This window comes from Spiroplasma sp. NBRC 100390 (genome assembly GCF_001886495.1).
Lineage (GTDB): Bacteria > Bacillota_I > Bacilli_A > Mycoplasmatales > Mycoplasmataceae > Spiroplasma.
Window position 1 is genome coordinate 1 of the sequence record NZ_CP018022.1, and the last position, 24,100, is coordinate 24,100.

Genomic DNA, 24,100 nt, shown 5'->3' on the forward strand with positions numbered 1-24,100 from the left:
ATGAACACAAAAGAATTATGAAGTGAGGTTAAAGAAATTCTATCCCGCGATGAATCAGTTTCCCCAGAAATTTATAATTATTATATTAGTGATACTAATCTATATACCGTATCTGATAATAATTGCTTAATTACAACAAAATCAGAAATTGCAATTGGAGTTTTTGAAGCAGGATTAAATGATAAAATTAAAAATATCTTAAAAAAATTAACTGGAATTGAATATAACATTTCTTTTGAATTAGAAAAGAATATTAACAAACAAGCATCTGTTATTAATAATATTGATACCTTAAAGGAAAATAATAATAGTACTTATTATGAAAATTATACCTTTGAAAACTTTGTTCGTGGTGATTCTAATCGTGAAGCAATGCAAGCAGCACTAGCTGTTGCGTTAGATTTGGGAAAAAAATGAAACCCTCTATTTATTTATGGTGATTCTGGATTGGGAAAAACACATTTATTACATGCAATTGAAAATAAAGTAAATGAAATTTATAAAACAAATACTAAGGTTAAATATTTAAAAGCTGATGAATTTGGAAAAATTGCAATGGATATTTTAAATCAAGGTCACGAAATTATAGAAGCTTTTAAAACATCATATGATATTTATGATTGTTTACTAATTGATGACATTCAATTATTAGCAAAACGAAATAAAACAAATGAATTATTTTTTCATATTTTTAACTCATATATTGAAAAAAACAAACAAATTGTTATTACTTCAGATAAATATCCTGATGATCTTGGCGGTTTTGAGGCTAGAATTATTTCTCGTTTTTCATATGGCTTAAGTATTGGTTTAGATTCACCTGATTTTGAAACTGCTCTTAAAATACTAGAACAAAAATTAAAATATCAAAATAACTTAGCATTGTTTTCTGAAGAATCATTAGAATTTATTGCCTTAAATTTTAATAGTGATGTTCGAAAATTGGAAGGGGCAATTAAACGTTTATTATTTTTAGCAGTTATGAATAAAAAACCAGATGAAATTATTACATTAGTTGATGTTGAAAAAGCCTTTAAAAATGCTCCTTTGCAAAATAATGAAAAGATTACCCCAAAAAAAATTAAACAAATTGTTGCTGACAACTATAATATTACTGTTAAAGCAATGATGAGTAAATCTCGAGTTAGCAACGTAATGCAAGCTCGGCAATTAGCAATGTATTTTTGCCGAACATTATTAGATGATCCTTTTACAAGAATTGGAACTGAATTTGGGGGAAAAGACCATACAACAGTAATGAATAGTGTAAAAAAAGTTGAATCTCAAATTGCAACAAATAAAGAATTTAAACATTTAGTAAATACGATTCGTAAGAAAATTGAAGGAAAATAACACAATGTTTTCCACCGCTTTTTTCCCAGAAAAAATTATATTATTCAAAATTTTGTAAAGTTTTCCACATTTTCTACATTATAATAATAATAAATAAAAAACAATTTTTAACAATAGTATATAATTTAAGTATACTATATGTTTAGTAAGGAGTAACAAAATGATTGTAAGCATTAAAAGAGATAAAATATTAGACGAATTATTAAAAGTAAGTCGAATAATTTCTCAAAAAACATTAATTCCATCATTATTAGGAATTCTAATTGAAGTTAAAAAAGATAAAATTACTTTTACTACTTCTGATGGTGATACATCAATTAAATCAGAAATATTGGTGGGAAATGATTTAGTTATTAAATCAATTGGAAATGTCTTAATAAAGAATAAATTTATTATTGAAGTTATTCGTAAGATTGAGGATGATTTTATTACCTTAGAAGCAGTGGAAGGTAGTTTAATTAAAATTAAAGCAAATAACTTTGACTCAATTTTAAATACTTTAAATGCAATTGATTATCCGCATTTATCGTTTGATACAGAAGGGAAAGAAATAATTTTTACTAGTGTTTTATTAAAAGAAATTATTTCACAAACAAGTTTTGCAATTGGAGAAAAAGAAAAAAGAATTGTTTTTAATGGTTTAAATATTAAAACTGATCAAAATAATAAACAATTAGTGATTACAGCAACTGATTCATTCCGATTGTCATGTAAAAAAATTAGTTATAACAATAGTTATGATTTTGATGTTATTATTCCAGGAAAGTTTATCAATGAAATTGGGCGATTAATTTCAGAAAATGATCAAGAAATTAGAATGAAAATTACAGATAAATCAGTTAGTGTTATTATTAATAATACAATTGTTCAAACAAAAATTATTGAGGGAAAATATCCTGATACAAGTAAAGTTATTCCAGAAACCTTTAATACTTCATTAACAATTAATAACCGTGAATTAATCAAAATTATTGAACGAGCTAGTGTTTTATCAAATGAAGCAATGACAACAATTGTAACATTAAAAATTAAAGAACAAAAAGTTTTAGTCACTTCATTTACGCAAGAAATTGGAAATACTGAAGAGGAAATTAAAGAATTTAAAATTGAAGGTTCAGATCAAACAATTGCTTTTAATTCAAAATATATTTTAGATGCTTTAAAAGCATTTAAAACAAAAGAAATTACTATTAAAATGATTGATGAGACAAAACCATTGATTATTACGGCAAATGAAGATGATTCATTGCAACAATTGGTTTTACCAATTCGATCATATTAAAAATTGAAATAATAAACAATTTAAATGATAGGAAATAAAATTAATAAAAGGTTAAGTTATATTAAAAATAGAAACTTGACCTTTTATTTTTTATTTTATAAGTTTTTTAAAGGGTAAAATTAGACACTAAAAATAAAAAATATATTTTTTAATATATTTTAAAATATATTTGATAATTTAACCCTAAAATTAGGTAATAATGGTAAAATAATATTGAACAGAAATGGAGAAAATTATATGAGCGATAATTATAATTCAGGTTCGATTCAAGTTTTAGAAGGTTTAGAAGCAGTTCGTAAACGTCCTGGAATGTATATTGGAGCTACTAATGTAAGGGGTTTACATCATTTAGTTTGAGAAGTTGTTGATAATTCTATTGATGAAGTATTAGCAAATTTTGCGAATAAAATTACAATTACAATTAATAAAGATGAGTCAATTACAGTTACTGATAATGGGCGGGGAATTCCAATCGAAATCCATCCAAAAACAAAAGTTTCAACCTTAGAAACTGTTTTCACTGTGTTACATGCAGGAGGAAAATTTGATTCAAACACTTATAAAATTTCTGGAGGTCTACATGGAGTAGGAGCTAGTGTTGTTAATGCTTTAAGTAAATACTTAAAAATTGAAGTTAAAAAAAATAATAAACAATATTTAATGGAATTTCATAATGGCGGTCAAATTTTAACACCAATTAAAGAAGTTGGGACAACCAATGAAACTGGGACAACAGTTACTTTCTTACCGGATGAAAAAATTTTTAAAGAAACAACAATTTTTAGTTTTTCAACAATTCAAAATCGGATTAAACAATTGGCTTTTTTAAACAAAGGGTTAGAAATATCATTAGTTGATTTACGTGAAGAAGATGAAGAAAAATCAGTTGTTTATCAATTTAATAATGGAATTAAAGATTATGTTTTAGAGTTAAATAAAACAATTGGAACGCCATTGAATGATGTTTTTTATGTGGAAGGCATTGAAGATAATATTATCGTTGAATTTGGGTTACAATATAATGATAATTATTCTGAAAATATTTTTTCTTTTTGTAATAATATTAATACCCACGAGGGAGGAACACACGAAGAAGGAACAAAGTTAGCAATTGTGCGCGAATTAAATAATTACTTTAAAAATATTAATAAAAATAATAAGGGAAATGAAGATAAATTTACTTGAGATGATGTAAAAGAAGGAATGACAACAATTATTTCAATTCGCCATCCTGATCCACAATATGAAGGACAAACAAAAACAAAATTAGGGAATAGTGAAGTTAAAAAAATTGTGTCAAATATTGTCGGGAAAGGATTAAATAGTTATTTATTGGAAAATCCAGAAGATGCTAAAAATATTATTGAGAAAATAAACTTGTCTTTAAAAGCACGAATTGCGGCACAACGAGCAAAAGAAACAACTCGCCGAAAAACAGTAATGGATAGTTTTTCTCTACCAGGGAAATTAGCTGATTGTGAAACAAAAGATTCTAATATTGCTGAACTTTATATTGTCGAAGGAGATTCTGCGGGAGGAAGTGCAAAGGCTGGACGAAATCGAAGATTTCAGGCAATTCTACCATTAAGAGGAAAAATATTAAATGTTGAAAAAGCAAAACAATTAAAAGTTTTTGAAAATAATGAAATTAATTCAATTATTACAGCATTAGGGGCTGGTGTTAAAGACAGTTTTAATGAAAAAAAACTACGTTATCAAAAAGTAATTATTATGACTGATGCTGATGTTGATGGTGCTCATATTCGGATTTTACTATTAACGTTCTTTTATCGCTATATGAAAGATTTAATTGAAAATGGAAATGTTTATATTGCACAGCCACCATTATATAAAATTCAAAATGGTAATAATATTCGTTATGCTTATACTGATAATGAATTAGAAACTTATAAAGAAGAATTATTAGTAAAAAATATTAAAAATTATATGATTCAACGCTACAAAGGATTAGGGGAAATGAATCCCGAGCAATTATGAGAAACAACAATGGATCCAGAGCGACGATTATTATTAAAAGTCTCGGTCAATAATGCCTTTGAGGCAAATTTAATTTGTAATGAATTAATGGGAGAAAATGTTGAACCACGTAAAAAATTTATTCGTGAAAATGCAAAATATGTTAAAAATTTAGATATATAAGAGGAGGTGAGTAAATTGAACCCAGAGAACGATACATATGATTATAATGGTAAAATCCGTGATATTGATATTGCTGATGAAATGAAAAGTGGCTTTTTAGATTATGCAATGTCAGTTATTGTTTCACGTGCAATTCCTGATGTTCGTGATGGATTAAAACCTGTTCATCGTCGAATTATTTATGCAATGTGAGACTTAAATATGACATATGATAAACAACATAAAAAATCAGCGCGAATTGTTGGGGAAGTAATTGGGAAATATCATCCCCATGGTGATACTGCTGTATATGAAGCAATGGTGCGAATGGCACAAGATTTTTCTTATCGTTATCCTTTAATTGATGGTCATGGTAATTTTGGATCAATGGATGGTGATGCGCCAGCGGCAATGCGATATACTGAAGCAAGAATGAGTAAAATTGCTGGTGAATTAATTAAGGATATTGAAAAAGAAACAACAATTTTTATTGATAATTATGATGGTAGTGAACAAGAACCAACTTTTTTACCAGGTTATTTTCCAAATTTACTAGTTAATGGTGCAAGCGGAATTGCTGTTGGAATGGCAACTAATATTCCACCGCATAATTTAAATGAAGTAATTGATGGTGTTATTGCTCTTACAAAAAATATGGATATTACAACAGTTGAATTAATGAAAGTTATTAAGGGACCAGACTTTCCAACAGGAGCTTTAATTACTGCTGGAAATAGTCTAATTAAAGCTTATGAGACAGGGAATGGGACAATTACAATTCGTTCAAAAATTGATATTGAAGAAAATAATAATAAACGTCGAATTATTGTTTCTGAAATTCCATATCAAGTGAATAAAGCAAAATTATTAGAACGAATTGCAGAATTAGTACGCGATAAAATTATTAATGGTATTTCTGATCTTCGTGATGAATCAAATATGGAAGGGGTTCGTGTTGTTTTGGAATTAAAACGTGACGCCCAAGAAAATGTTATTTTAAATAAATTATATAAATTAACGCCATTACAAACTAATTTTTCGTTAAATATTTTAGCTTTGTATAAAAATCAGCCAAAAGTAATGGGGTTAAAGCAAATTTTAAAATATTTTATTGAACACCAAATTGATATTATTGTTAAGCGTAGTCAGTTTGAATTGCATAAAAATCAGAATCGGTTAGTGATTTTAGAAGGATTAAAAATTGCCCTTGATCACATTGACGAAGTAATTACAATAATTAAAAAATCGCAGACAACACAAATTGCTTTAGAATCTTTAATTGATCAGTTTAAGTTAGTTACTGAACAAGCACGAGCAATTTTAGAAATGCGTTTACAACGTTTAACAGGTTTGGAAATTGAAAAAATTAATAATGAAACTAGGGAAATTAAACTTGCAATTATAGCATTAGAAGAAATTATTAATAATAATGAAAAACAAATTGAAATTATGATTAATGAGCTAATTGAAATTAAGAAAAAATACGGTGATGAACGTCGTAGTCAAATTATTAAAGAGGAACTAACTGAAATTGATCCAGAAGAATTAATCCGTCGGGAAGATATTTTAATTATGTTAACCCAAGATGGTTATGTTAAACGTGTTGCTGATGATACATTTAAATTACAAAATCGTGGTGGAAAAGGGATTACTGGTTTAGCAAATATGGAAGATAGTTTGAAAAAAATTGTTAGTGCTAATAGTATTGATTCTTTATTGATTTTTTCAAATTTTGGGAAGGTTTATAAACTGCGAGCGTATCAAATTGAAACTTATTCACGACATGCACGAGGATTACCAATTATTAATTTAATTGCAATTGATAAAACTGAAAATATTCAAACAATTCTAGCTTTAGATGAAACAATTTCCGAACAAGATAACTTATTCTTTGTAACAAAAAAAGGATTGATTAAAAAAACAAAATTAAGTGAATTTAATCAAATTCGCCAAACAGGGAAAGTTGCTATTGAATTAAAGGAAAAAGACGAATTAGTAAGTGTTATTATTACAAAAGGAACTGATGATATTATCATTGGAAACAACATTGGGAAAGTAATTCGTTTTAATGAAAAAGAAATTAGGGCCATGAGTCGCCAATCTGTTGGAGTTAAGGGAATTTCTAACGATAAATCAGGGATAACAATTGGGGTAAGTTCTGGCCGATCCGTAAAATATGTGTTATCTGTAACAGAAAATGGTTATGCAAAAAAAACACCAATTGAAGATTACAGGTTGACAGGGAGAAATACAAAAGGTGTTAAGTCAATAAACTTAACAGGAAAAACAGGATATTTAAAATTTGCTCAAACAGTTGTTGGGGATGAAGATCTTTTGGTAGGAACAAAGAATGGAAATGTTATTCGTGTTTCATTAGAACAAATTCCGTTGTTTGGTCGAACAACATCGGGTGTTAAAATTATGCGATTAGATCAAGATGATAAATTAGAAGTTATTGAAATTTTAAAAAAGAAAGATAGTAGTGAATAAGGAGAACAAAACAATGTTAGATCAAAAAAAAGTGGTTGAAAACCTTGACGAAATAATCAAAAAGTTAAGTCGTCGTCAAGATGATTTTTCATATTTACAAGATGTTAAAAAATTATCAGAACAACGTCGTGAACTTATTGTTAAATCAGAGAAATTAAAAGAACAACGAAATCTTGAGTCAAAAAAAGTTGGAGCATTAGTTGCTGAAAAAAAAGATCATGAAGCGGAAAAAATTAAAGAATTAATTGTTACAATGAAAAAAGAAATGGAAATAGTTGATGATCAATTAAACCAAGTCGAAGAAAAAATTAAAGCAATCTTGGAAGTTACGCCAAACATTCCGGATGATTCAGTTCCAACTGGTCAAGATGAAAATGATAATCTTGAAATTCGAAAATGAGGGAAAGCCACATCAAACCTAAACATAAAAGAACATTGAGAAGTAGCTTCAAAATTAGATATTATTGATTTTGAAAGAGGTACAAAATTATCAGGATCACGTTTTGTTGTTTATAAAGGCATGGGAGCTAAATTAGAACGGGCTTTAATGAATTTTATGTTAGATGAGCACACAAAACGGGGGTATGTTGAAATTGAGCCACCAGTGTTAGTACAACCACAAATTATGTATGGTACAGGAAATTTACCAAAATTTAAGGAAGATACATATTATATTGAAAAAGATAATTTGTATTTAATTCCAACGGCAGAAGTACCGTTAACTAATTTATATCGTGAGGAAATCTTGGCAGGAAAAGATTTACCAATTTATCATACTGCTTATACACCATGTTTTCGACAAGAAGCTGGGTCAGCAGGGCGTGATACAAAAGGGATCATTCGTTTACACCAATTCAGAAAAGTTGAAATGGTTAAGTTTACTAAACCAGAAAGTTCATTTGATGAATTAGAAAAAATGGTCCTAGATGCCGAAAATATTTTACAATTATTAGAAATTCCATATCGAGTAATATTATTATGCTCAGGTGATATGGGGTTTTCTTCGGCAAAAACATATGATATTGAAGTATGAATGCCAGGGCAAAATAAATATCGTGAAATTTCATCATGTTCAAATTGTCTTGACTTTCAGGCACGAAGAATGAAAATGCGTTATCGCGATGATAATAATGAAACAAACTTTGTTCACACTTTAAATGGTTCAGGATTGGCCGTTGATCGTTTAATTGCAGCAATTTTAGAAAATTATCAAAATGAAGATGGAACTATTAATATTCCCCAGAAAATACAAAGTTATTTACAAGGGCAAACAGTTATTGCTTAAAATGTTTCACGTGAAACATTTTAAGACAATAGTAGTTTAAACAACATAAATGTTTCACGTGAAACATTTGACTATTTTAATTAAAACATAGTCAAACAAAAATTATATGTTATAATTATTTATGTCATTACAATAGTTACATTTGAAACTGGTCAGGACCGGAAGGTAGCAGCCATAAGACTAAGGACTATGTGTAATGACATTTTTTATGATAAGGGTGAGTTTATGAAGGAAAGCGAACTAATTTTTAATAAATTATATAAATTATCACAACGAGCATACAAGAAAAAACATGTTCCAATTTCTGCATTAGTTGTTGATCAAAAAGGTAAAATTATTGCAATCGGTTATAATAAAACAACAAAAAACTCAGTTACAACACATGCTGAGATTTATGCTTTAAATAAAGCTTGTCGCAAAAAAAGAACAAATAAAATTAATGATTGTTCAATTTGAGTGACTGTTGAACCATGCATGATGTGTTTAGGAGCAATAATTAATTCAGGAATTAAAGTTATTAATTATTATTTATCAAATGAAAAATTTGGTTTCGTAAAATCAAATCATACTTTTGACTTATCAAAAATGAAAGTTCACCATGTTCGAAAAAATGAAGAAAATATAATGTTTAAAAATTTAATGAAAAAATTCTTTGAGCAATTAAGATAGAATATTTTAAATTAAAAGAGTAAAATAAAACTATAAATAATAATTATGGGGGTAAGGAAATGGATTATATTTCGTTATATCGTAAATATCGACCAAATACTTTTGATAAAATTGTTGGTCAAGTTGAAATTAGAAAAGCTTTGAAAAATGCAATTACTAACAACACTTTTTCACATGCTTATTTATTTTCTGGCCCACGTGGTACAGGGAAAACTTCGATTGCAAAAATATTTGCAAAAGCAATTAATTGTACTAGTTTAGATAATGGTAATCCTTGCAATACTTGTTCAAGTTGTAATGAAATTAATCGTGGTGGAGCAGTTGATGTTTTTGAGATTGATGCGGCTTCAAATAATGGTGTTGATGAAATTAGAGAAATCAGAAATAATGTCCAGTTATTACCAACAATGGCAAAATATAAAGTTTACATTATTGATGAAATTCATATGTTAACTAATTCAGCTTTTAATGCCTTGCTAAAAACATTAGAAGAACCACCTCAACATGTTGTCTTTATTTTGGCAACAACAGAGAGCCACAAAATTCCGGCAACAATTATTTCACGTTGTCAACAATATAATTTTCGAAAAATACCAAAAGTTGAATTAGAAAATAACATAATTGAAATCTTACGAAAAGAAGGAATCAATTATGACTTAGTTGCAATCAAAGAAATTGCAATTCTAGCAGATGGGAGCGCACGTGATTCATTAAGTATTTTAGAACAAGTAATTATGTTTTCTGATCGTAATATTACCCTAGAGAGTGTTAATATCATTTTTGCAACAGTTTCAAAAAATGTTAAGTTAAAATTATTAAAAGATATTTTAGAAGATAAAACAGAAGAGGTTTTACTAACTAGTAAAAAAATTTATGAGGCTGGTTCTGATTTTGAAATTTTAACATTAAATTTGTTAGATATTTTAAAAGAAGTTTTTGAATATAAACAAACTGGGAATATTGTTTTTTTAAATTTATTATCAGAAAATCAAGCAAAAGTATTTGCAAATAAAGTAACCTCAGAAGAGTTATTAATGTTACTTGATTTATTTACGGAGGCATCAACCAAAATGCGTAGTAGCAGAACACAAGAAATGTATTTTGAATTAATCTTGTTAAAAGCTTTAGCCATGTTTGAAGGTAATGTTAAAAACTTAGATGATCTGGAATTAAGTGATCTTACTATTGCTACTGGTGTTGAAAAAGTAGCAGATAGTAAAATGGATAATTCAGATATAATTACCAAAAATATAGAAATAATGGAAAATAATTCCGATAGTAATAAAACCATTAGTGAAACACTTTCAGAGCCACAACAAGTTAAGGAAAAAAATGCTGAAAATGTTGAACATCATTCAGAAAGAAAAATACCAAATTCACAACCGTTATTTCGTAATATTTCATTATTTGATGATGAAGAATCAAACAATGTTTCTTTTACACAACCAGCACCATCAACATCAGGAAAAATAACTGAGGATATTATGACAGAATTTAATGCTAGTAAAGGTTCTCAACAGGAAAATAGTTTTCCAACAGAATTAGAACAAACTCCACATGGGAAAGAGTTAGAAGGTATAACTGATTTGCAGAAGTATCGTGATGATATGAAAAATAAAATTAATATTTATGAACTTACTAACATTAATTACTCAATTAATCAAATTTTTAATATTTTAATTAAAGCTAATAAAGAAGAACGAGAAAAGTTTGAAAGTAAGTTTATGGAATTAATCAATGAAAAAGGAAAAGTTGTTAAATTAGATAAACTAATTAGTTTTTATGATGTTAAATATGCTGCTGCATCAGAACAAGGTTTAATCATTGTAACAAATACGAAACCAGAAGCGAATTGAATTAGTTTTGAAATGTGTGATTGAGAGTTCCGCAATAAAATATTTCAGGCATTTGATTTTGATTTTGTTATCATTGCTTTAAGCGAAAGTGAATGAAATAATGTCCGTGATGATTATGTTAAAATTCGTCAAGCAAACAAATTACCAGAAGCAACGCTAACGGATGTGGAGGAATTTTATCAAAATTTATTGGTTAAACAAATTGATAATTATGATGATCATAAAGATCTCCTTGAGACAGGAAAGCAAATTTTTGATAATATTAAGATAATTGATTAATTTATAGGAGACTTAATTATGACTTACGAAGAATTAGTTATGGAATTAAAAACTACTTTAGGTGTTGGTAAAAAAGTGGCAGAAAGAATTTTTAATAAGTTAATTATTAAGCCAGAATTATTTGACTCGTTAGAGAACGTTTTTAAAGAAATAAAAGATAACTTTCAACAATGTCCAATATGTTCAACATTAATGCAAAATAATATTTGTTTATTTTGTCAAAATGATTTACGAGATCAAACAAAACTTTGTGTTGTTAGTAATTTTTTTGATGTAATAAAAATTGAAGCAACAAAAGTTTTTAATGGTGTTTATCATGTTTTAAATGGCGAAATTAATGTTAAAAATGGTATTGCACCGGATAAATTAACTTTTCCTGTTTTAGAATCTCGAATGAATGATAAAATTATAAAAGAGGTTATTATTGCTGTTGGTGCTACTTTTGAAGGTGAAGTAACAGCACAATATTTAAAAACAGTCTTGCAGTCTTTTAATGTGAAAATATCACGTTTGGCTCGAGGAATTCCAATTGGAGGATCGTTAGATTATGTTGATGAAGTAACTTTAAAACAAGCATTAGAAGGTCGAAAAGATATTTAAGAACGGAGAGTGTGTAATAATGCTATTTATAACATTAGAAGGAATTGATGGTTCTGGAAAGACAACAATTTCAAAATTACTAAAAGAAAAACTACGTTCAGAAGGATACCAAGTTGTTTTAACAAGAGAACCAGGAGGCAATGAAATTGCTGAACAAATTCGAAATGTTATTTTGAGCAAACATAATTTAGGAATGGATCCGTGGACAGAAGCTTTATTATATATTGCTGCACGAAAACAACATGTTATGGAAGATATTTTGCCAGCGTTGAAAGAAGGGGCGATTGTTATTTGTGATCGTTTTATGGATTCAACATCAGCTTATCAAGGTTATGCTCGTGGTTTAGGAATTCGGACATTAGATGAAGTTCAATCAATTGTTTTAGGAACGACAAAACCAGATTTAACTTTGTTTTTTGATATTGAACCAGCAATGGCAAATGAAAGGATGAAAGTTAGAAATGAAAGTGAAATGAATCGTTTAGACTTGGAACAAGAATCATTTCATGAAAAAGTATATGAAGGGTATCAAGTTTTAATTAGCGAACATTCTGAGCGAATTAAAGTAGTTGATGCTCGTAAGTCAGTTAACGAAGTTTTAGAACAGGTTTATTATTATGTTGATGAAATAATTCAGAAAATAAAGGATAAGAAAAATGAATAATTTATTTTCGCAAAGTGATGCAGAGAAAATGGCATTATTTAAAAATTTAATTTTAAAAAATAATTTATCAAATCAACTTTTAATTTCTTGTAATAATAAAATTAAGTTAGAAACTTTTACAACTGAAATCATTAAGTTTTTATTATGTCAAGAGAAAAAAGATTCTGATTGTCAATGTGAAACTTGTCAACGTATCAATAATAAAACCTATTATGATTTAAAAATTAGTGGCGATTTTGAAACAACAATTAAAAAAGAGACGATTCAAGAAATCATTCAAACTTTTAGTTATTCAGCATTAGAACAAACTGGAATTAAAGTATATGTTATTAATGGTGCAGATTTATTAACATTAGAAGCTGCTAATTCATTATTGAAATTTTTAGAAGAGCCTAGTAAAAATACATATGCTTTTTTATTAACAACAAATAAAACAAAAGTCATTGATACAATCAAATCACGTTGCTTAAATGTTATTTTAGAAAACACAGCTGATGAATTAGATATTGATGACTTTAAAACAAAGTTTATTCAAACTTTCTTTAAAAATTTTGCAAGCACACCAGAAAATAATTTTATTCATATTCGTCAATTAAATGGTTATGATCATTTAGAGTCTCGTCAACTTTTTTTAGAGATTGCTAATATTTTAAAAAGAAAAGAATGAAGTAAATATGAAATTATAGATCAAACTTTAATTAAAAAATTAAATGATAAAAATACTAAATTAATTGAAATTTCTTATACGATTGCTAATTTATTGTTAGAGAATTTAAATAAAGAGTTAGTTTTAGAAAAAGGATTGATTGATTTATATAACGAGGTGTAAAGTGAAAGTTTTAAATGATTTGTTAGATTATGAAGGAATTAAAATTAACCAACGAACAGATATGTTTAACTTTTCATTAGATACTGTTTTATTGGCACGGTTTGCAACTTTAAATGCTAAAACTAAAAAAATTCTTGATATTGGAACTAATAATGCTGCAATTCCATTAATTTTATCAAAATTAACTTCAGCAGAAATTACTGGAATTGAGTTACAACAAGAAGCAGTTCAATTAGCAGAAGAAAATGTGGTATTGAATCAAAAGACCACGCAAATTAGAATTGTTCATGATGATATTAACGAATATGTTAAGATAAATGCGAATTTTAAATATGATTTGATTTTATGTAATCCACCATTTTTTAAAATTGGTGAATCAAAATTAAATGAAAAAAGTAAATTACTAATTCCAGCACGGCATGAAACAACTTTAACATTAGAAGATATTATTTTAGCTGCAAAGAAATTAATTGCTAACCGGGGTTATTTTACAATAATTCATCGCACAACAAGACTATTTGAAATTACTACTTTATTAACTAAAAATGGTTTTAACATTAAACGGTTACAATTTATTCATCCGTTTCAAGAAAGTGAAGCTAATAATGTTTTAATTGAAGCACGGTTTCAAGGTGGCGATGGTCTTATTATTGAAAGACCAATTATAGTACATAATAATGATTATCAATATAGTGACACAGTTTTAAAATTATTTCGAAAATAGGTGATTAAAATGGATGACAAACTTTTAAATCGTAATGAAAAATATATTATTGGGGTATCAGGTGGTCCAGATAGTATGTTTTTGCTTGACAACATTTATCATAATCCTGAATTAGATATTAATAATTTTATTGTTTGTTTAATAAATTATCAAAAACGAGAGGATAGTGATTATGATGAACAAATTGTTATTGAATATTGTAAAAAACGAAATATTAAAATTTATGTTAAAAGAGTAACACCAGCAGATTACGATCAGTACCAAACAATTTCTCATAATTTTCAAAATATTGCTCGTGATATTCGTTATGATTTTTTTTTCCAAATTAGTAAAAAACATCACTGTCAGGGTGTTTTAATTGCTCATAATTTGACTGATCATATTGAAACATACATCTTGCAAAAACAACGCAACGGAATTGTTGAACATTATGGTTTAAATCAAATTAGTTATTATCATTCACACTTATTAGGTTCTGAACTTAAAATAATTCGAATAATGTTGCAAATAACTAGAGAAGAAATTATTGAATATCTTTTTCATAATCAAGTTAACTATGCAATTGATTCAACTAATATTCTAGGAATTTATAATCGTAATATTATTAGAAATGAAATTCAACAAATTAATTTACAAGATATGTTATTAGAAATTAACCAAAAAAATAGTGAAAATGAGCAATTGAAATTAATGGCAAAAAATTATTTAATTGATAATTTTGGACAAATTAATGTTGCTAGTTTTAATATTATTAATAATATGCAATTGCAAAAGATTATTATTTTTAATTATTTTAAAATGAATAATCTTGTTCAGTTAATTAGCAATAAAAAAAGAAAATTTTTAAATGAAATAATTAAAGAACTAAAAAGTGAAAAACCAAATATTATTATTAAAGTTAATAATGATTATTCTTTAGTTAAATCATATGATAATGTTGAAATTATTAATAATAATGCTTTACAGCCAATAACTGTTAAAATTACAATGACAACAAAGTTTCCTATTAAATGAAAAGAAAAGATAATTTCGCAAGGAACAAACAAAAGTTATGCTTTTAAAATAGGAGTCGATCAATTTCCATTAACAATTACAAATGATGTTCTTTTTTTACAGAAAGTGATTCTTGCAAAAACACCTTTGAATCGATGGTTTATTAAAAATAAGATCCCAATTTTAGCTCGAAAAAGTTATTTTATTTTGGATGCTCAAAATAAACTTGTTTATGTTAATAATTTGATTGATTTAAAAATTAATAAATTTATTAATAATACTTGACCGGAAAAACACAATTTATTTTTTTTTATGATAAAATAGTTTAGAATTGGGTCATTATTTTAAATGACTTAAAAAGATTAGTTTCAGAGTCTTGATGGAGAGGAAATGATTATGAATAAAAAAAGAATGTGGTTTGCTGTTATAAGTTCATTTATTTTTATTGGGTTAATTGTGTTAACAATTCTGTTATGAACACGCTCAGATGTTACAAAAATTAGTGAAGGCGATATGAGAACCATTGGTAATACGCAAAAGTATAATGATAACCAAATTGAGGAAATCACTATTACTGCTGGTGTTGGTCGTAATAGTGTTCAAATGTCAGGTGTTATTAAATATGTTGACAATGGTGTTACAAAAACTGTTCGTTATAGCTCAGAGTGAAATCGTGAAGGATTTAACAATTATTCTTATCCAACAGGTCAAACTCAAAACACTTGAGATAAAAACTTTGCTGATAAATTAAAAGGTGGTCTTGTTTCAGTTGACCGTGAATTTGTCCCACCATGACAAGTAATGTTAATTCAGTTAATTCCATGGTTACTATTAATAGGAGTTGCTGTCTTTATGGTTATGCGATTATCAAAAATGTCAGGTGGAATGGGTGGCGCAAATCCATTCTCAATGGGGAAAAATAAAGCTCGTCAAATTCAATCAACAGTTAAGTTTTCGGATGTTGCTGGAATTAACGAAGAAAAAACAGAATTAGTTGAGTTAGTTGATTACTTAAAAAATCCACAAAAGTATTCAAGTATGGGAGCACGTGCACCAAAAGGAGTATTAATGGAAGGTCCACCGGGAACGGGTAAAACCTTGTTAGCAAAAGCTGTTGCTGGTGAAGCAGGAGTGCCCTTCTTTTCAATCTCAGGTTCTGAATTTGAAGAAATGTTTGTTGGGGTTGGTGCTTCAAGAATTCGTGAAATGTTTATTGCGGCAAAAAAAGCAGCCCCATGTATTATCTTTATTGATGAAATTGATGCTGTTGGGCGAAAAAGAACTGTTTCAATTGGTAGTGGTGCTAATGAACAAACATTAAACCAATTATTAGTTGAAATGGACGGTTTTGGCACTAATACCGGAGTTATTGTGATGGCAGCAACAAACCGTGTTGATGTTTTAGATTCAGCGTTATTAAGACCTGGTCGTTTTGACCGCCAAATTCAAATTTCATTGCCAGATATTAATGAACGTGAAGCAATTTTAAAATTACATGCCCGTAATAAAGCTGTTTCAACTGAAGTTGATTTTAGACGAATTGCAGAAAGAACACCTGGTTTTTCGGGAGCTCAATTAGAAAACGTCTTAAACGAAGCAGCAATTTTATGTGTTCGTAATAATTTAAAAATTATTACAATTAATATTATTGATGAAGCGATTGATCGTGTTGTTGGGGGACCAGCAAAAGAATCACGTAAATATTCAGTTATGGACAAAGACATTGTCTCATATCATGAAGCTGGACATGCTTTAATTGGATTAAAATTAGAAGCAGCTAGTAAAGTTCAAAAGGTAACAATTATTCCACGTGGACAAGCTGGTGGATATACAATCATGACACCAAAAGAAGAAACAATGTTTCATAGTAAAGAAAACTTATATGCAACAATTACTGGTTACTTGGGTGGGCGTGCTTCAGAAGAAATTATTTTTGGAAAAACTAAGATAACAACTGGAGCACATGATGACTTAGAAAAAGCAACAAATATTGCTCGTCATATGGTTACTGAATATGGAATGAGTTCATTAGGATTAGTGCAATTTGAATCACCAAAAGATGAATACACTGGTGCAACAAAACGTTATTCAGAAGATGTTGCTGCTAAAATTGATACGGAAGTTCGTAAAATTTTAGATGACTGTTATGTTACAGCAAAAGCATTAATCTCAGAAAATCGTGAGTTATTAGATTTAATTGCTGAGAGTTTAAAAGTGTTAGAAATAATTACTGCTGAGCAAATTGAATATATTAATAAATATAATAAAGTACCAGATGAAGTAATTCGTGAAAAAGAGCGTGCAGCTAGACATAAAGAAAAAGAAGAAAAAGGTGAAATTTTAGAAGTTAAACCAAAAGAACGAAAAAAAGATCATCCTGAAGAAGAAAATAAAAAAGAATCAGATGATAAAGAGTAGGAATAATCAAAACCTACTCTTTATTTTACTTTTAAAAATAGTTGTACTATAATTGCAGAGTGAACAGAATTATGAAGGAGTTTGATAAAATGAGTAAAGATAAAGTAATTAAGGCAATTAGTAATTCCCACAATGTAAAAATGACTGTTGTGGATGCAACTGAAGCACTAAATAACATTATCAAATTACATGAAACTAATCCATTAGCAACAATTGCTTTGTCAAGAGTTGTATTAGCAACAATTTTAATTGGTAGTGATATGAAAAATGCAACGGATAAAATGACAGCTATTATTAATGGAAATGGCCCAATTGGAACAATTATGGCAGAATATACTGGTCATAAAGTTCGTGCTTTTTGTGGGAATCCGCAATTTGATGTTGAACAAATTGATCGTAGTAACAACGTAATCTCGCAAGTAGTGGGAACTGATGGTTATTTACGAGTAATGAAAGACTTGGGAATGAAAGACAGCTTTTCTGGTCAAATTGAATTGATTTCTGGTGAAATTAATTTAGATTTTACTTATTATTTAGCACAAAGTGAACAGATTAAATCAGTAATTGCTTGTTCAATTAAAATGAATGATGATAATACAATTGCTAAAGCAATTGGCTTTTATGCGCAATTATTACCAGAACATAAGGATGAAGATATTGATTATTTAGAAGAAAAAGTTGGTAATTTAGAAAGTATTAGTCAGAAGTTGATTACCGAAAGTGATCTAACTAATATTTTTAAATTAATTGATGAAAATGCAAAAGTATTGGAAACTGATTCTGTGGCATTTGAATGTAGTTGTTCATATGAAAAAGCCTTGTCATCAGCTAAATTATTAGGTGATGAACAATTGAATGAAATTTTAGAAAAAAATAGCGAAGTTGAAATTGTGTGTGATTTTTGTCGTAAAAAATATGCAATTAAAGCTGCTGACTTAAAAAGTCTTTTAAAAGAATAACTTTAATAAATATAAATAAGTTGATAAAATTAAAATAATTTTGTTATGATATTAATATGATAAAAATTAATTGCAAAATGTAATGTGATATTTACCAGGGGAGGAAAAAACAAAATGGCTGAAATGGGAAAAGCACCTAATACAGAAGAAACAAAAACTAAAGGAAAGCAGTCTAAAGTAAAAGAACCAAAAGAGAAAAAAGAAAAAATCGATTATACTGCAGTTAAAGAATTTAAACAAAAACTAAAAGAACAAAAGAAACAAACTAAATTATATTCAAAACAAATTTTAAAAGGGGAAGTAATTTCAACAACTAGTACAAAACCAGATACAAGTAAGTATGTTATTGAGTTAGTAGATGTTAAAAAATCATATATTACCGGAGAAGTTGAAACACCAGTTTTAAAAGGAATTGATTTAAAATTAGAAAAAGGAGATTTCATTGTTATCTTGGGTCCTTCTGGATCAGGGAAAACAACCTTGCTAAATATTATTTCAGGATTAGATAAAGTTTCAAGTGGTGATGTTTTTGTTATTGGTTATAATTTGTCTTTATTAAAAGATGTTGATTTAACAAAATTCCGAAGAGATAATGTTGGTTTTATTTTTCAACAATATAACTTATTAACTAATTTAACTGCAAAAGAAAATGCCGAAGTTGGTGAAAACCTAAGTAAAAATAAAAATAAAGATATGACAATTAAAGATATCTTTGAGACAATTGGAATGGAAGAACAAATGAACAAGTATCCTCATCAAATGTCGGGTGGTCAACAACAACGGGTTTCGATTGCTAGAGCATTAGCAAAAAATCCTGACATTCTATTTGGTGATGAACCAACGGGAGCTTTAGATGAAGAAATGGGTCGGAAAGTACTTGAGATTTTAGTTGATGTTAATAAAAAATATAAAACAACAGTTATTATTGTTACTCATAACCCAAATATTGCTGATATTGCAAATACAGTTATTCATGTTCGTAATGGATTAATTGATCAAATTAAGAAAAATACACATCCAAAAAAACCAAGTGAAATTGATTGATCTTAATCTATGAAACGCTATTATTAGCGTTTTATAGATTTTTTTATTATAATAAATATAAATGTTTAAAAACAAAAAGGAAAGGAGTAGTGTCAATAATGAGATTGTATCAAGATTATGTTAATGAAAAAATGATTTGAAATAATGATGTTCCTTATTCTTCTAATATTGGTAGTTATGCTTTTTATGTTGCTTCTTTTCTAATCATTACGGGAGTTACTTTATTAATCAACTCCAAGTCAATGTTTAAATATAATAATCATAAGAACCAAAATTTTAACCAAGTAAATTATTTTTTTAATATTATTTTTATAGTTGTATTTTGTCTTCTTAATGCCAGTGTTTTTTTTACACGAATAAAATTTGAAAGTGCAACTTTTTTATTACACACATATTTTTGATATTTTTTTATTCCAACCTGAATTTTATGGATTACTGCCATTTTAACTAAAAACAATTTTTTCTTTTTAATTACAAAAACAATTTTGTTAATTATTTTATTTTTAATTTTAACACCATGAACATTTTTAGTATCATTTAAAACTATTAATTACCTTTTGAATTTTATTTTATTTAATGTCTTAACTAACATTCTACGTAGTATCTTAGTATTATGTTTTATGCTTGTTGTTTTATTAATGGTAAAATTATGTTTCTTAAATTTACTGCAAAAAGTAATTACCAAGATTAGTGCTAATAAAATGGAAAAAACAATCTTTTGCTTACTTAAAATGCAACAAGCAACGGCAAAAACATTAGCAACAACATATGCAATGGATTTCTTTTTAATTTATCTTAATAGTTTGATTAATGATAAGAATAGCAAAGTTAATCTAAATGATGAAGATAATCTTAACGAAAAATGTGAGTTATTATTAACACAAAATGATAATAGTATTAAAGAAACAAAAATTATTATTAATGGTTGAAAGTTAACTTTACGAAATTAATTTTTTCTTATTTTTTAGTAAAAATTTAAGAAAAGAGGAAAAAAAGATGAAGAAAGTTTTAAAAAGTTATATTAGAACCTATCTTAAACAATGAGTTGAATCATTAGGTTTAATTTTATTTGTGACAATTTTATCTTTGGCAGTAATTGGAATTTTAGCATCACCATTACAGTTGTCAGGTAAAAACAAAAGTATTAATCGAGAAGCAAATACTTGAAATTATAGTTTAATTAGTTCACCAACCAAATTTGAAAATGAGTTTACGTATAATTATTTTGTTAGTGAATCAACAGCCTATAATTTAGCACCAATTAAAGATCCAAATGGATTAGGAATTTTATCACAAGTTGGTTATGATGCTTTAAAAAGTAAAGATAATGATCCAATTGGAAATGTTGAAAACCAATTGGCATGGGGAGAAGATTTAAAAAATATTTTAAATAATTATTTTAATTATCCCGAAACACCAACTAATCTTAGTTATGGGGGAAGAACATTATTAGCTAGCGAAGTTTTTAATGATGTTTTTAAAAACATCATTAAAAATTATTATAATGATGCATCTTATTATGTTAATAGTAAGATTATGGAAACATATCAAAATCAATTTGAATTATCAGTTGATTTAGAATTTTATTATGAATCATATCCAACCCCAACAACAATCACCCCGGATGGTTATTATTATATTACAAGTGGAACTAAAAAGGTTAATCCTATTTTAGGAAAATGAATTAATAATTTAGTTATGTTAAAAGGAGAAAATAAAACACAAAATAATGAAATTGTTGTTACTGATAAATTTGCAAAAGATAATAATTATCAGTTAAATGACAAAATTAATTTTTATAGTTTAGGAACATTGGTTCCAGAATTAAATCATCCAGTTATTAGTGGATTTGGAACAAAAGTCGATACTTTATCACAAGCCGATTATTTTTCAATGACTGGTGATGCTTCTAAATATGCTGCAGTTTTTGTTAATGACAATATTTTAAATACAATGTATCAAAAGGTTTGACTAAGTCAAAACAAATTAAAAGGTTTTAATTTTGGAATAAATCAAAAAGTTAATTTTTTAAATAATTCATCATTTGTTACTTTGCGTAATGCTTTTGCTCAAAAAAATAACTTTGATAAATCAGTTTATTTAGCAAGTAGTGGTGTTTTAACGGCCTATGATTCATTAGGGCCAGTTTCAAAGATTAGTTCAATGAAAGTAACAACAACAATTTACACTTTATTAGGAATTGGAATGATTGTTTTAGCATTTATTTTTATTAGCTTCGTGATGAAAAAAGAAATGAATAAAACAAGAAAACAATTAGGAATTTTTAAAGCACTAGGATATCGTACTAGTGAGTTGGTTTGAATTTTTACTGTTAAAACATTAATAACGATTATGGGTGGTCTAATTTTTGGATATTTACTTTCAATTCCGTTGCAAATTTACATGTATGGGCAATTTGAAACAATGGTAACCATTAGTTATGATAAAGTTTATGCTGGATGAGGATTCATGGGAATAATTTTTATCGTAGTTCCTGTCTTCTTCACCATTGCTTCGTATATTACAACCTTTTTATATATTAAAGAGCCAATTCTATCATTAGTAAATAATGTTGCAAAAAGTAATAAGGCAGTTCGTGCTGGTATTATATCACGGTCATTGTCAAAACGCGGCAAAGCATTTACTTGACGGTTACAACTTGCTTTTACTTCTCGGAATAAAGGTAAATTTACTTTAACAATTATTTTATTTTTCTTTTCATCATTATTATTAATATTAATGTTGGGCGCAACAAACATTGCTAAATCAATTACTGGTGGGATGTTTAATATGTTAAATAGTAAATTAGATCATACTTTAACATTTAATAATTTCCCACGAATTAACGGAAATGGTCAGACAAATGGGCAATTGGTTGTTAATGATCAAGAATATCACCAATATGATTTTAAGTTTAAAACTTATCATAACCTTAGTGATATTACAAAAACCAACCAGACAGCAGCGAATTTTCATGATGCCTTTAATAAAATTGATCCAACTTCACCAACGGCAGGACAACAATATATTGTTTTACTACAAAAATATAATGTTCAAAACCAAAGTGGTGATAATCAATATCTGTATTTAAAAGATTTAAAAACAATTTTTAGTGTAATGAATATTAATAATATTTTTCTTCAAAATAGAATTGATCCAAGTATTTATCCAAACTTAATGAGTTTAATGTTGAATGCAATTATGATGGATGATAGTACTAATCCAGTTGTAACCTTTAATGATTTTTGATACAACCCTAACCAAGAAACAACTTTCTATTCACTACCAGTTGTTTTAGACAGCAATCTTGATGAACCAGGGATGACAATTAAGGGACTTAATAATAATGGTAGTGTTGGAGGTTATTATAATAATGCATTAAATTGAGAGGGAGTTTCCCAACAACAAGTTGATGAAATTTTTAAATCAACAAATGCACCAAATAAAATTAAAGGACTGATCTCTTACAAATTAGCACGGAATGCTAACTATAAAGTTGGTGATACTTTTAAAGTAAAAACAGAGACACCAAATAAAACTAGTGTTGAAGTTGAAGTTGTTGGGGTCATTAAAAATAATACGGTTACTGATGACATTTATACTAGTTATAATAATGTTATGTATAATTTATTTGTTGCAAATACAATTGATCCGAAACAACCAGAAACAAATATTTATAATGGTTTGTATTCACAACAAAAAATGTATCATGGTAAAATTGATTTAAAAAATATGGCACAATCAATTAAAAATTTAAAATTTATTGGCAATAATTTAGTAATTGCCGCTACGCATAATCAATCAATTTGAGACGCGTTACTTAACATCAATACGAAAACAGTAACCGCTACCTTAATCAGCAACATGGCAGGGGCAGGAACAACAGGGAATGATTTTGGAATGTTGCCATTAAATATTCTTCGAACATCAGTTGATGAGATGTTAACAAAAATGAATAGTTCAATGTTGATGTTTGAATTATTAGTTGCGTTAATTATTTTAATCTTATTAGTAGTTGTAGTAATGGTTATTATTGATGAGTTAATTCCAATTATTTTAACAATGAAAGCAATTGGATATAACAATGGTAAAATTAACTTTGTTGTTATGGGTAGTTATGTCATTGGAGTTGTTATTACTTTTGTTGTTGCTTGGATTGCTTCAATATTAATTTGACAAGGGATTGGGGTTTTAATTTACAGTCTTTTTAAAATTGTTTTAAATATTCCAATTGATATTAAAGGCCCATTAATTGCTTTAGCTATTATTACTATTATTTTATTAACATCGTGATTTGTTGCAATGAATTCAATTAAAAAGCGACGAGTAACAGAAATTACTAATTAAAATTACTTTGTTATTATAAAAAAGAACTAATTAAAATAGTTTTAATAACAATATTATTAAAACTATTTTTAATGTTGTTTAAATTAATATTAAAAATAACTCTATATTTATTGAATTTGTAGTTATTTTTTATTAAGATTTATCTAATGACTATTAATTAAAGAAGGAA

17 protein-coding genes and 1 other RNA gene are annotated in these 24,100 nt (G+C 27.4%); all 18 read left to right on the top strand.

Going from position 1 to position 24,100, the window contains the following annotated elements; genetic code table 4:
- The 18 genes from dnaA (at window position 1) to S100390_RS00090 (ending at window position 23,931) form a co-directional block, all read left to right on the top strand.
- Complete coding sequence (gene dnaA / locus S100390_RS00005; RefSeq protein ID WP_070406263.1) at window positions 1–1,353, top strand: chromosomal replication initiator protein DnaA; 1,353 nt, start codon at window positions 1–3, stop codon at window positions 1,351–1,353.
- Between the two features lie 160 nt (window positions 1,354–1,513).
- Window positions 1,514–2,635 (top strand): DNA polymerase III subunit beta, encoded by a 1,122-nt coding sequence (gene dnaN / locus S100390_RS00010; protein WP_070406264.1) that lies wholly within the window; start codon window positions 1,514–1,516, stop codon window positions 2,633–2,635.
- A 237-nt stretch (window positions 2,636–2,872) separates the two neighbouring features.
- Window positions 2,873–4,795, top strand: coding sequence for a DNA topoisomerase (ATP-hydrolyzing) subunit B (gyrB, locus tag S100390_RS00015; RefSeq protein WP_070406265.1), 1,923 nt, complete (start codon window positions 2,873–2,875; stop codon window positions 4,793–4,795).
- Between the two features lie 15 nt (window positions 4,796–4,810).
- Window positions 4,811–7,264 (top strand): DNA gyrase subunit A, encoded by a 2,454-nt coding sequence (gyrA, locus tag S100390_RS00020; protein WP_070406266.1) that lies wholly within the window; start codon window positions 4,811–4,813, stop codon window positions 7,262–7,264.
- A 13-nt stretch (window positions 7,265–7,277) separates the two neighbouring features.
- Window positions 7,278–8,549, top strand: a complete 1,272-nt coding sequence (gene serS, locus S100390_RS00025) for a serine--tRNA ligase (protein ID WP_070406267.1) — start codon at window positions 7,278–7,280, stop codon at window positions 8,547–8,549.
- A gap of 118 nt (window positions 8,550–8,667) precedes the next feature.
- Window positions 8,668–8,758: signal recognition particle sRNA small type (ffs, locus tag S100390_RS00030), an RNA gene on the top strand.
- Between the two features lie 16 nt (window positions 8,759–8,774).
- Complete coding sequence (locus S100390_RS00035; RefSeq protein ID WP_070406268.1) at window positions 8,775–9,218, top strand: deaminase; 444 nt, start codon at window positions 8,775–8,777, stop codon at window positions 9,216–9,218.
- 59 nt (window positions 9,219–9,277) lie between these two features.
- Window positions 9,278–11,353 carry a DNA polymerase III subunit gamma/tau gene (gene dnaX, locus S100390_RS00040; protein WP_070406269.1) on the top strand — a complete coding sequence of 692 codons (2,076 nt, stop codon included), beginning with the start codon at window positions 9,278–9,280 and terminating at the stop codon, window positions 11,351–11,353.
- Between the two features lie 18 nt (window positions 11,354–11,371).
- Window positions 11,372–11,953: a recombination mediator RecR gene (gene recR / locus S100390_RS00045; protein WP_070406270.1), complete on the top strand. Its 582-nt coding sequence runs from the start codon at window positions 11,372–11,374 to the stop codon at window positions 11,951–11,953.
- Between the two features lie 19 nt (window positions 11,954–11,972).
- Window positions 11,973–12,617: a dTMP kinase gene (gene tmk / locus S100390_RS00050; RefSeq protein WP_070406271.1), complete on the top strand. Its 645-nt coding sequence runs from the start codon at window positions 11,973–11,975 to the stop codon at window positions 12,615–12,617.
- Window positions 12,610–13,446 (top strand): DNA polymerase III subunit delta', encoded by an 837-nt coding sequence (locus tag S100390_RS00055; RefSeq protein WP_070406272.1) that lies wholly within the window; start codon window positions 12,610–12,612, stop codon window positions 13,444–13,446. Before tmk ends, S100390_RS00055 begins: the two co-directional genes overlap by 8 nt.
- 1 nt (window position 13,447) lies before the next feature.
- Window positions 13,448–14,170: a tRNA1(Val) (adenine(37)-N6)-methyltransferase gene (locus S100390_RS00060; protein WP_070406273.1), complete on the top strand. Its 723-nt coding sequence runs from the start codon at window positions 13,448–13,450 to the stop codon at window positions 14,168–14,170.
- A 9-nt stretch (window positions 14,171–14,179) separates the two neighbouring features.
- Window positions 14,180–15,487, top strand: a complete 1,308-nt coding sequence (gene tilS / locus S100390_RS00065) for a tRNA lysidine(34) synthetase TilS (RefSeq protein ID WP_070406274.1) — start codon at window positions 14,180–14,182, stop codon at window positions 15,485–15,487.
- 72 nt (window positions 15,488–15,559) lie between these two features.
- Complete coding sequence (ftsH, locus tag S100390_RS00070; protein ID WP_070406275.1) at window positions 15,560–17,581, top strand: ATP-dependent zinc metalloprotease FtsH; 2,022 nt, start codon at window positions 15,560–15,562, stop codon at window positions 17,579–17,581.
- A gap of 89 nt (window positions 17,582–17,670) precedes the next feature.
- The gene (locus S100390_RS00075) at window positions 17,671–18,540 is read left to right on the top strand and encodes an Hsp33 family molecular chaperone HslO (RefSeq protein WP_070406276.1); all 870 of its coding nucleotides are present in this window, start codon (window positions 17,671–17,673) and stop codon (window positions 18,538–18,540) included.
- A gap of 114 nt (window positions 18,541–18,654) precedes the next feature.
- The gene (locus S100390_RS00080; RefSeq protein WP_070406277.1) at window positions 18,655–19,590 is read left to right on the top strand and encodes an ABC transporter ATP-binding protein; all 936 of its coding nucleotides are present in this window, start codon (window positions 18,655–18,657) and stop codon (window positions 19,588–19,590) included.
- A gap of 92 nt (window positions 19,591–19,682) precedes the next feature.
- Window positions 19,683–20,534, top strand: a complete 852-nt coding sequence (locus S100390_RS00085) for a hypothetical protein (protein WP_070406278.1) — start codon at window positions 19,683–19,685, stop codon at window positions 20,532–20,534.
- A 46-nt stretch (window positions 20,535–20,580) separates the two neighbouring features.
- Window positions 20,581–23,931, top strand: coding sequence for an ABC transporter permease (locus S100390_RS00090; protein ID WP_070406279.1), 3,351 nt, complete (start codon window positions 20,581–20,583; stop codon window positions 23,929–23,931).
- Window positions 23,932–24,100 lie beyond the last annotated feature (169 nt).